This is a genomic window from Massilia cavernae, assembly GCF_003590855.1.
Classification (GTDB): Bacteria; Pseudomonadota; Gammaproteobacteria; order Burkholderiales; family Burkholderiaceae_D; genus Telluria_A; species Telluria_A cavernae.
The window spans coordinates 26,820-37,330 of the sequence record NZ_QYUP01000067.1 but is presented as its reverse complement, the minus strand read 5'-3'; the positions used below and the strand labels follow the sequence as shown (position 1 = coordinate 37,330).

Genomic DNA, 10,511 nt, shown 5'->3' with positions numbered 1-10,511 from the left:
GAAGCGCGCAGGCCGCGCTGCACCAGGTGCTGGTGGATCGCCGACGTCGCCAGCAGGGCGGGAATCGCCACCTGCGCGGCCGACACGTTGCGGTCCGAGATGATCAGGATGTTGTGGCCGGACTTGACCGCGTCGACGGCTTCCGCGCACAGCGAGGCCAGCGACGCTTCCACGCCTTCATTACCCCACGAGATCGGGTAGCAGATATTCAGCTCGTACGACTTGAACTTGCCGCCGGTGTGCTGGCTGATGCCGCGCAGGCGCGCCATGTCGTTGAAGCCCAGCACTGGCTGCGACACCTCGAGGCGCATCGGCGGGTTGACGTTGTTGGTGTCGAGCAGGTTAGGCTTGGGACCGATGAAGGACACCAGCGACATCACCATCGCTTCGCGGATCGGGTCGATCGGCGGGTTGGTCACCTGCGCGAACAGCTGCTTGAAGTAGTTATACAGCGGCTTGAGCTTGTTCGAGGTGACGGCCAGCGGCGAGTCGTTGCCCATCGAGCCGGTGGCTTCCTCGCCCAGCAGCGCCATCGGCGCCAGCAGGAACTTCAGGTCTTCCTGGGTGTAGCCGAACGCCTGCTGGCGGTCCAGCACCGAGGCGCCGGCTTTTTCGCCCTGCGCGTCCTTGCCGCGGTTGTGCGCCAGCTGGCTTTCGTGCAGTTTCAGTTCGCCCAGCTTGATGCGCACGGAGTTGATCCACGCCTTGTACGGCTTGGCGTTGGCGTAGGTGTCCTTCAGTTCCTTGTCATCGATGATGCGGCCCGCTTCCAGGTCGATCAGGAACATCTTGCCCGGCTGGAGGCGCCATTTCTGGATGATCTTCGATTCCGGGATCGGCAGCACGCCAGATTCGGACGCCATCACCACCAGGTCGTCGTCGGTGACGATGTAGCGCGCCGGACGCAGGCCGTTGCGGTCCAGGGTGCCGCCGATGTGGCGGCCGTCGGTGAAGGCCATCGCGGCAGGGCCGTCCCACGGCTCCATCATCGAGGCGTAGTACTCGTAGAAGGCCTTGCGGTTGTCATCCATCATGGTGTGGTTTTCCCAGGCTTCCGGGATCATCATCATCATGGCCTGGGCGATCGGGTAGCCCGACATGATCAGCAGTTCAAGCGCGTTGTCGAAGCAGGCGGTGTCGGACTGGCCTTCGTAAATCAGCGGGAACAGCTTCTGCAGGTCTTCGCCCAGCACGGCGGACTTCATCACGCCTTCGCGCGCGCGCATCCAGTTGAAGTTGCCCTTCACGGTGTTGATCTCGCCGTTGTGGGCGATCAGGCGGTAAGGGTGGGACAGCGGCCACTCGGGGAAGGTGTTGGTCGAGAAGCGCTGGTGCACCAGCGCCAGCGCGGAGACGCAGCGCGGGTCCTGCAGGTCCTTGTAATAGACGCCCACCTGGTCGGCCAGCAGCAGGCCCTTGTACACGATGGTGCGCGCCGACATCGACGGCACGAAGAATTCCTTGCCGTGGTTGAGCTTGAGCGCCTGGATCGCGTGGCCGGACGACTTGCGGATCACGTACAGCTTACGTTCCAGCGCGTCGGTCACCATGATGTCGGGGCCGCGGCCGATGAAGATCTGGCGGATCACCGGCTCCTTGGCGCGCACGGTTGGCGACATCGGCATCGTTTCGTCGACCGGCACGTTGCGCCAGCCGAGGACCACCTGGCCTTCGATGCGCACGGCGCGCTCGATTTCCTGTTCGCAGGCGATGCGCGAGGCGTTTTCCTTCGGCAGGAACACCATGCCGACGCCGTACTCGCCCGGAGGCGGCAGTTCGACGCCCTGTTTCGCCATCTCGTCGCGGAAGTACTGGTCCGGGATCTGGATCAGGACGCCGGCGCCGTCGCCCATCAGGGCATCCGCGCCGACCGCGCCGCGGTGGTCGAGGTTTTTCAGGATCAGCAAGCCTTGTTCGATGATCGAATGGCTCTTGTTGCCCTTGATGTGGGCGATGAAACCGACACCGCAGGCATCGTGTTCGTTGGACGGATCGTAGAGACCTTGGGCAATCATGAGCAAACTCCGCAGCTTTTATAGGGTTGAGGGACTAGATTAGTGCAACGCACAAAAACCTGTCAACCAGAACAATTAGGGTCGGAGTCGAATTAATCTGTCGCGTGTCGCTTTAAAAATTAAATGGGGACATAGTCAGGCGCTTTCTATAGTTACCCGGGCTTGCGCTTCTTGCAAGCGAAAAAGCGGCCTTCCTGAACTGAATTCCAAAAGTTGGACACCAGCTTTTTGGGGTTTTCATGGCGAAGTACAACGAGCAGGTCAAGATCGCAGTCGTACAGCGGTATCATCGAATGACGGAAAAACCGTAGCGAATGGGTCCCCTTATGTCACACGACGATTTGCAGAGCATTGCCGAATACATCATGCCGTCGTTTCCGGCGCGCGCTTCGGATCTCGGATTTCTTTTTGGGACCCGCCATGGCGTACCGGAGTTTTGCGAGGTGGCGCATGGACTCTGGCAGAACGGCATGTTCAGCCGTCTGTTGGTATCTGGTGGACGGACAGGGGCCTCGCCGCTGGCAGAGGCAGACATGATCGCTGAGCGACTGGTCGGGCTCGGGCTACCTGAAACCGTTCTCATTCTGGAGACTGCAGCAACGAATACAGGCGAGAACGTACGGTTCGGCCGGGCCAGGGTGGCTGAGATGATGGACCTCGCTGCAATTCGAAGTGTCGTCGTCATTGGGAAAATATGCTCGACCCGGCGCTACCTGATGACTTTGCAGAGACATTGGCCTGGTTTGAGCTTGTCGGTTTGCCCTGTCAACTATTTTTGTGTTCCTGCCGAGCGCTGGCATGAACATGAGGAATTTCGAGCCCGCGTGCTCAGCGAATTCGCCAAGATCCCGCGTTACCTGGCCGAAGGCTTCCTGGAAGAGATCAACGGGTGCCCGGCATACCCGCAATGGGCGCAGATTAAATCCGTAGCACAGATGACTGCTTTGGGTCGATAACAGTCGTACGGAGCCACGGTCTGCAGCCCGGCACCTATCGGGCAGTTGGTTTTTTTGCCAGCTTGCGCTGCAGCGTGCGGCGATGCATGTTCAATGCGCGCGTGGTCGACGAAATGTTGCCTTGGTGTTCGGCGAGAACCCGCTGGATATGTTCCCATTCCAGCCGGTCTACTGTCAGGGGCACCGGCGGGCTCGCGGCTTCGACCATTTCCCCCACTTTCTGCATTGGCCTTTAACGCCGAGAGAATAGAATCGACATTCGCGGGTTTTGCCAGGTAATCATCTGCGCCGAGCTTGATTGCCTGGACTGTCGTCGCAATGCTGGCGTAATCGAAAGCGATGGATGCCGCCGCGTGCAGCGCTTGCTCTCCCGTATGCGCGACGGTGGTGTCGAAACCGCGCCGTGGAACCATGGTCGACAATGGCTGTCGAACCTGGATGAAACTGGTTTACCGCTACCGCGTCAAGTCGCTGACCGGCTTGCTGAACAAGCAGGCACGGGCAGTGAACTTCGTCTGGAACTATTGCAACGAGAGGCAAAAGGACGCGCTGCGGTTCGGTCGCCGCTGGCATACCGGATTCGACCTGATCAAGCTCACCACCGGATGCAGCAAGGAGCTTGGCCTTCACTCGGGTACAGTCAACGACGTATGCCAGCAGTACGCCAGGTCGCGCTCCCAGTCGCGCCGGCCCTACCTTCGCTATCGCGGCAGGAAGACCTTGGGCTGGGTACCGTTGAAAGGGCGTGAACTGAAACGCGAAGGAAATGCCTTCCGCTTCGCCGACAATACCTTCCGCGTGTTCCATTCGCGCGCGCTGCCCGAGGGAAAAATCACCGACGGGACCAACTTCTCGCGCGACCGGCGCGGCAACTGGTTCCTCAATATCGTCCTTGAAGTACCGGCGCCGCCTGTCCGCTTGCCGGTGCGCGGTGTGGGAATCGACCTTGGACTGAAAGATCTGGCCACACTGAGCGATGGCAGCCGCATCGCTGCGCCTCAGATCTACCGTGCCAACGAGGCGGCGCTGGCGGTGGCTCAGCGCGCCCGCAAGAAGAAGCGGGTCGCGGCGCTCCACGCCCAGATTTCCAATCGCCGCCGCCATTACCTGCACACATGCACCAGCGCCATCGTCGGCGCGTTCGACTACATTGTGGTCGGCAATATCAATGCAGCGGCGCTCGCCAAAACCAGCATGGCGAAGTCCGTCTACGATGTCGGCTTGTCGTCCTTCCGCGCACAACTGGCATACAAGGCTGTTAAGCATGGCGCCTGGTTTGAAGAAGTGAACGAAAGCTTTTCCACCCAGATCTGCTCGGATTGCGGCGCTATTCCCGATTCGAGGCCGAGAAGTATCGCAGACCTTGGAAGCATGTTCACAGAACATGCGAAAGAATGGCGCTGTTGTGATTGCGGAGCGGTACATGAAGCTACCTGATGCTGTAAGCCGGGCTCATCGTGGCATATATCACGGTGCTGTTCCACCTGGCGCGCAAGGCCGGATCTGGAAAGGGCGCACAGCCTGCCTATCCGGTCCCCGGTCTGCCTGCCGCGCAATCACAACTGCTTAATTTCTAGGAAATGCACGATGCCCGAACGGTCTCAACCCGGCGCCTGGCTGCCGTTGGTGTTCCTCGCACTGATGGGGTTCGTACCGTGTATTCTGGGGCAAGGCACGGGCGCTCAGTTACTCATGACGAAGCACGCCGGTGAATTTATCGGGCTAACGCGCGGCGCGGCGCATCGTACGGTGCGCCGTCATTGCATACGCAGACATAGACTTGTCGCTGTCGTAAAACGGGTCGTTCGTGTACGCGCCGCGAACTTGTGGCGCGCGAGGTTTCCAATGCCATCAACAGGAGCGTCAAATAATGAAAAAACTTAACGTATTTCTGGCCGCCACATTGATTGCTGCTAGCACTTCAACCATCGCACATCCCGACAAGAAGGGTGAGAAGTCGATGGACATGAAAATGCTGGATGCAAATGGTGACGGGATGATCTCCAAAGACGAGTTCATGAAACATCATGAAATGATGTGGGACAAGATGAAGAAGAATCCTTCTGGAATGGTGGATATGAAAGAGATGGAAATGATGCACAAGGAAAAGCACGGCGCGAAGAAAGACGCCAAGACCAAGTAAGCAGCGTGCTGCGCCCCCGCTGGATTCCTGCTGTTTTTTCAGGTCGCATAGCTCCTATCGAGGGCGCTTGCTGGTCCTGCCGGCGTTTCACTACGCTCCGGCCGGCGCCGTCTTGAACGGCCTGCCCCGCTTGGCGGGCAATACCTGCCGCTTCGCCTTGTTTTGTAGCTGGGTCTTGAAGGCATCCGATCCGAGGGGCCACCCTTTCAGTACCGCCTGCTCGATCGCGGACAGCTCGTCCGGCGTCAGCGCATGCTGGGCAAGCTCGATGTAGGCGGCCTCGCGCTGGAACGGCGTGTTTCCGAGGCCCCAGTACAGCGCGTGGTCCATGATCAGCGGCTCCTGGCGGATGCCGGCGTGGTGCGCATAGCTCGACCAGCGGTAATCGGCGGGGTTAGCCACCATGCCGGCGCGGACCGGGTTGAACTCCACGTAGCGGCTGCACATCATGAAGTACTGCTCGGGATCGATCAGCGAGGTCTTGAAGCGGCCACGGAACAGGCCGCCGAGGCGCTGGTATTTGTGGTTGAACCAGGGAACGTAGTAGCGGCCGAGGCGCTGCATCATGCGGGCCAGGCCTCCCTCGGTCGAGGGTGTGGCGAGCAGGTGCAGGTGGGTCGGCATCAGCACGTAGGCATGCACGGCTACCTTGAATTCGCGGGCGCTGTCCTTCAGCCAGCCGAGGAAGCGCTGGTAGTCTTCCTCGTCGCGGAAGATGAGCTGGCGGTCGTTGCCTTCCTGGATGATGTGGTGCGGGTGGTGAGGCAGGACGAGACGCGGGAGGCGGGCCATGAATCGAAGCGAATGAATGCGAAGGCAATCATTCTAGCGCAATTGCTGCACTCTGTCCCTATTTGATGGGAACAGCGGTTTTTTGCGAAGCCACTGTGTCCCTTTTTATTACTGCTCCCCTGAGGGAGTGAAGCCCCCCATTCCCGCGCATCCTGCGCGGGAATGGGGTTTCCTGCCTTAGTAACGCCCGTCGAAACCGAAGATCGGTTTGCGCGTGCGCCATTTGCCGTCGGTGAAGTCGGGGAAGTCCAGGGTCTGGAAACCCTGGGCGATCGACTGTTCGGACAGCGGCGTGATGGCGCTCCACGTGATGGCATCGTAGATATCGATCGGCATTGGCGCCTGCGCCTTCAGCGCTTCGATAAACGCATGGATCACGAAGAAGTCCATGCCGCCGTGGCCCGCGCCGGCAGCCTTCTCGGCATGTGCGCGCCACAGCGGATGCTCGAACTTGTCCTGGTAGGCCTTGAAGTCCTCCCACTGGTGCGGCTTGCTCACGCCTTCGATATGGATGGAGTGGTTCAGGTCCATCCACAGCCCGTCCGTGCCCTGCACCCGGAAGCCCAGCGAATACGGGCGCGGCAGCGATGTGTCGTGCTGCAGCAGGATGGTCTCGCCGTTCTCGCACGACAGCGTGGTCGTGACGATGTCGCCCAGCTTGAACTTCGCCTTGGCGTTGGGGTGGCTGGCGCCGCCCGGCTGCTTGACGATGTAATCGTGCAGGCCGCGCGCCTTGCTGGCGAAGGCGTTGATGCGCGTGAAGCAGTTGCCGCGGTTGATGTTGGTGTACATCGCGCACGGGCCGATGCCGTGGCTTGGATACAGCTCGCCATTGCGCTGCACCGAGTGGTCGGTGCGCCACTTGGCTTCCGACCAGCCCTTGGCGCCGAATTCGACGCCGCCGCCGACCGCCTGGCGCGGATCGCCGCCATTGAGCTTCACCGCGCGCAGGTCGTGCTGGTAGCCGCCCTGCAGGTGCACCAGTTCGCCGAACAGGCCGGCACGCACCATCTGCAGCACAGCCAGCACGTCGCGCCGGTAGCATACGTTCTCCAGCAGCATGTACGGAGTACCTGTCTTGCGCTGGGTATTGAGCACATCCCAGTGATCCTGCAGCGTGACGCCGGCTACCACTTCGCAGCCGACCGCCACCTTGGCCTGCATCGCGTCGATGGCCATCTTCGCATGCAGTTCCCATGGTGTGGCAATGATCACGCCATCCAGTTTTGCCGTATCGAGCATGCGGCGGTAGGCGTGGGGATCGCGGTCCTCGCCAAAGGTTTGCGGGCGCGGCTTGCCCGCTTTTTCCACCTGGGCCAGTGCACGGCCCAGCATGATCGGTTCAATGTCGCACAGTGCAGCGACTTCCACATCGTCGCGGCGCACCAGTTCGCGCAGCAGCACCTGGCCGCGCATGCCGGTGCCGATCATGCCGATGCGCAGGCGCTCTTTACTGCCGGCCGCGTGGGCCGCCGGCAGCATCAGGCCGCCGGCCAGCGTGGCGCCGGCGCTGAGGAAGGTACGTCGATTTAATTGCTTGTCCATCAGTTCTTGCCTCGGAAGTTATAGTCGAGATAGTAGCGGATTACCAGAATTTGTAGCTCGCCGAGAGCGCAACCTGGCGGCCGAACAGGTTCTGGCTGTGGTTGTAGCCTTCCCAGCCGTTCGGGTCGTAGTAGGGCTTCTTGTCCAGCAGGTTTTTCACGTTCAGGCCCAGGTCCAGGTGCTTGATCGGTTTCCAGCTGAGCGCCAGGTTGACCGTGGTGTACGACGGCGCGCCGCCGCACAGCTCCGTCGGCAGCGATACGCCAGCGGCCTTGCAGTTCTCCGGCGTGTTGTCCGCGTCGTAGCTGCCATAGGCCCACTTGGTCTTGCCCGAGTAGTTGACGAACACGCTCGTGACAAAATTGCGGTAGCTCCAGTCGGCGTTGAAGGTCCCGCGCAAACGCGGCGAGTCGTAGTAGCCGACATTGTTACCCGAGAAGCCGGTGCCGTCGTCGCTGTTGTAGGTTTCGCGATTGCGGATCGTGACCGACGCGCCGGTGCCCAGCTTGCCCATCTCACCGAGCGAGAAGCGGGTGCGCGCGTCGATGTCGAAGCCGTCGATGAGGGTGCGGCCACGGTTCGAGTACGAGTTGATCAGGCCGCCCAGATTGCCGACCGAGTATTTCGGGATGCCGGCCGCGCACGCTGCCGCGTTGGCCGGATTGGCGCACATGGTGGCGACCGCTGCCATGTTGCCACGGTCGGCGTCGGTGAGGTCGTTGCGGATAGCGCTTTGGGTGCCGGCCAGCGTCGGGCCGTGCTTGTCCACCAGCAGCCTGAACAGCTCGTTGAAGTCCTGGCGCACGATCTCATCGCGGCGGTACACGAACCAGTAGTCCAGCGAGATGCTGACGTCCCGCGCCGGCTGCAGCACGATGCCGGCGGTCGAGATCTTGGCCTTTTCCGGCCGCAGCGCCTGGTTTGGCGGAGTCAGGCCGCCGACCGTCGTCGAACAGTTCGAATTCAACAGGGACTTGCCCAGCTCGGCCTCGGTCGCGGTGACCGATTTCATCAGCGTGCGCGCGATCGCGTTGGTCTCATCGCAGCGCACCGTGTCGCGGATGCCGCCGACCTGCGCGAAGACGCCGCCGGTGCCGGATTCCGCCAGGTTTGGCGCGCGGAAGCCTTCGGAGTAGGTGCCGCGCACCAGCAGGTTAGGACGCGCGCGCCATTGCACACCGATCTTCGGCGCCAGGTTGGCCGCGAAGTGCGGGTATTTGTCCAGGCGGGCGGCGGCATTGAGCTCCAGCTTGTCGGTGACCGGCACCACCACTTCGCCGAACAGCGCGGCGATCGTGCGCTGGCCGTCGAACCATGAGCCGCCCTGCTGGGTGATCAGGCCATTGGCCGCGTCGGCGTTGCCGGGCGTCTCGAAGCTTTCGCGCATCAGGCTGGTGCCGAAGGCGGCGCGCACCTCGCGCTCGCCCAGCTTGAACAGGGTGCCCTCGGTCTTGGCGTCCCAGGTAGTCAGCTTGGTCCAGGACTGGATGTCGAAGGTCGGATAGGCCTCGCGCAGCAGCGCGGCGTTGGCCTCGCTGATCTCGCCGAACTTGTAGGCCGGATTGTCGGAGATGTAGGTGCGTCCGGTGACCGGGTCCTTGGTGAACGGACCGAACGCCTTTTCGAATCCCTTGGTGTTGATGTTGACCGTCTGGAACAGCGTCGAGTGGCTGCCCGCCACGCCCAGCGCGGTCTCGAAGTCCCAGCCGCCGTACAGATTGCCGCGCACGCCGGCCACCACGCGATAGCTGTCGTCCTCATTTTGCTGGCCGAAGTGGCCGACCGCATCCTGCATCAGGTAGGTCAGTCCCGCGGCTCCGCCCATCTTGGCGGCCATGTCCGGGTCCAGCTTGCCTTTCAGGTAGGCGTTGTTGGGGCCCAGGTAGGGTTGGCTGAAGGTATTCAGCCTGGTGCCGGTGTTGCGCGCGAACCAGTTGTTGGTTGCGCCGCTGTTGAAGGCGCGCGGGCCGTTCTCGCCACGCATCTTGATATGCGTGTAAGCGGCTTCCGCGAAGCCTTCCAGGTCGTCGCCCAGTTTCATGCGGCCGCTGAGGAAGCCGGTGACGCGGTCCGACGTCGGCCCGGTGTCCAGCGCATAGGGCAGGGTGTTCCAGATGCAGCGGCTACCCGACGCCTCGGTGATGCTGGTGGTGCAACCGCTCACTGCACGCTGGGTGCGCGCGTTGTTATTGGCCTTGTCAAAAACGAAGAAGGTACCCGGGTTGAGCACACCTGGTTCGCTCCCGGTCCCGATGCGGAAGTTGCGGACGAAAGACGGGTTGTTGACATAGAAGTGATCGGGCCGCTTCAGGTAAGTGTCGGCCAGCGCGATGCGGTCGCGCTGGTAGACGTTCACCGAGCCATACACGTTGTAGCCGTCCTTTCCAAGGTCGCCCTTGCCGTACAGCAGGCTGCCTTGGCGCTCGCCATAGGATTTCACGCTGGTCGAGAAGTCGGCGTTGGCGCGGGCTTCCAGCCCCTGGTAGTTCTTTTTCGTGATCACGTTGATCACACCGGCGACCGCATCCGAACCATACACCGCCGATGCGCCGTCGGTCAGGATTTCCATGCGCTCGATTGCCGCGGCAGGGATCGAGTCGATATTGACGAACATGGTCTGGAAACCGGCAGGCGCGCCATAGAACGACAGGCGGCGGCCATTCAGCAGCACCAGCGTGCCTTGCGCGCCGAGGCCGCGCAGGTTGGCCTGCGAGCCGCCGTCGGAGCCGGTAAACATCGAGCGGAAGTCCTGCTGGGCAGGGCGCGCGGCCGGCAGGTTGTCGAGTACCTGCAGCAGCGTGCGGGCGCCCATGTTCTCGATCTGCTTCGCGTCGATGATCTGCACCGGCGACGCGGTTTCGGCATTGATGCGTTTCAGGCTGGAGCCGGTCACTTCGACGCGGATCAGCTTTTCGCCCTTCTCGGCCGTCGCGGCCTTCTCGGTCGTTTCGACCGCCTGGCCGGCAGCAAGCGCTCCCGATGCCAGTCCCACCGCCGCCATCGCGGCTATCAGTTTCTTCAATTGCACAATCGTCTCCTTGGGTAAGTGATGGTCGACAG

7 protein-coding genes and 1 pseudogene are annotated in these 10,511 nt (G+C 61.8%); 3 read left to right on the top strand and 5 right to left on the bottom strand.

What is annotated here, in order from left to right:
- The coding region (locus D3872_RS06475) for a glutamate synthase central domain-containing protein (protein WP_274381695.1) at window positions 1-2,015 on the bottom strand (2,015 nt) is incomplete at its 3' end.
- Between the two features lie 326 nt (window positions 2,016-2,341).
- On the opposite strand from D3872_RS06475, the gene D3872_RS06470 reads away from it, so the two are divergent.
- Window positions 2,342-2,971, top strand: a complete 630-nt coding sequence (locus D3872_RS06470) for a YdcF family protein (protein WP_119810012.1) — start codon at window positions 2,342-2,344, stop codon at window positions 2,969-2,971.
- Between the two features lie 34 nt (window positions 2,972-3,005).
- Here the strand turns inward: D3872_RS06470 and D3872_RS06465 are convergent.
- Window positions 3,006-3,384: pseudogene (locus D3872_RS06465) on the bottom strand (response regulator transcription factor).
- A gap of 25 nt (window positions 3,385-3,409) precedes the next feature.
- Between D3872_RS06465 and D3872_RS06460 the strand changes: the two are divergent.
- The gene (locus tag D3872_RS06460; RefSeq protein WP_119810011.1) at window positions 3,410-4,408 is read left to right on the top strand and encodes an RNA-guided endonuclease InsQ/TnpB family protein; all 999 of its coding nucleotides are present in this window, start codon (window positions 3,410-3,412) and stop codon (window positions 4,406-4,408) included.
- A gap of 433 nt (window positions 4,409-4,841) precedes the next feature.
- Entirely contained in the window at window positions 4,842-5,114 is a 273-nt protein-coding gene (locus tag D3872_RS06455; RefSeq protein WP_119810010.1) for an EF-hand domain-containing protein, read from the top strand.
- Window positions 5,115-5,204: 90 nt separating this feature from the next.
- On the opposite strand, the gene D3872_RS06450 is transcribed toward D3872_RS06455, so the two are convergent.
- The 3 genes from D3872_RS06450 to D3872_RS06440 all read right to left on the bottom strand — a co-directional run bounded on the left by D3872_RS06450 (window position 5,205) and on the right by D3872_RS06440 (window position 10,479).
- Window positions 5,205-5,906 carry a transposase gene (locus tag D3872_RS06450; protein ID WP_119810009.1) on the bottom strand — a complete coding sequence of 234 codons (702 nt, stop codon included), beginning with the start codon at window positions 5,904-5,906 and terminating at the stop codon, window positions 5,205-5,207.
- A 177-nt stretch (window positions 5,907-6,083) separates the two neighbouring features.
- Window positions 6,084-7,451: a Gfo/Idh/MocA family protein gene (locus D3872_RS06445; RefSeq protein WP_119810008.1), complete on the bottom strand. Its 1,368-nt coding sequence runs from the start codon at window positions 7,449-7,451 to the stop codon at window positions 6,084-6,086.
- A 40-nt stretch (window positions 7,452-7,491) separates the two neighbouring features.
- Entirely contained in the window at window positions 7,492-10,479 is a 2,988-nt protein-coding gene (locus tag D3872_RS06440) for a TonB-dependent receptor plug domain-containing protein (protein WP_119810007.1), read from the bottom strand.
- Window positions 10,480-10,511 lie beyond the last annotated feature (32 nt).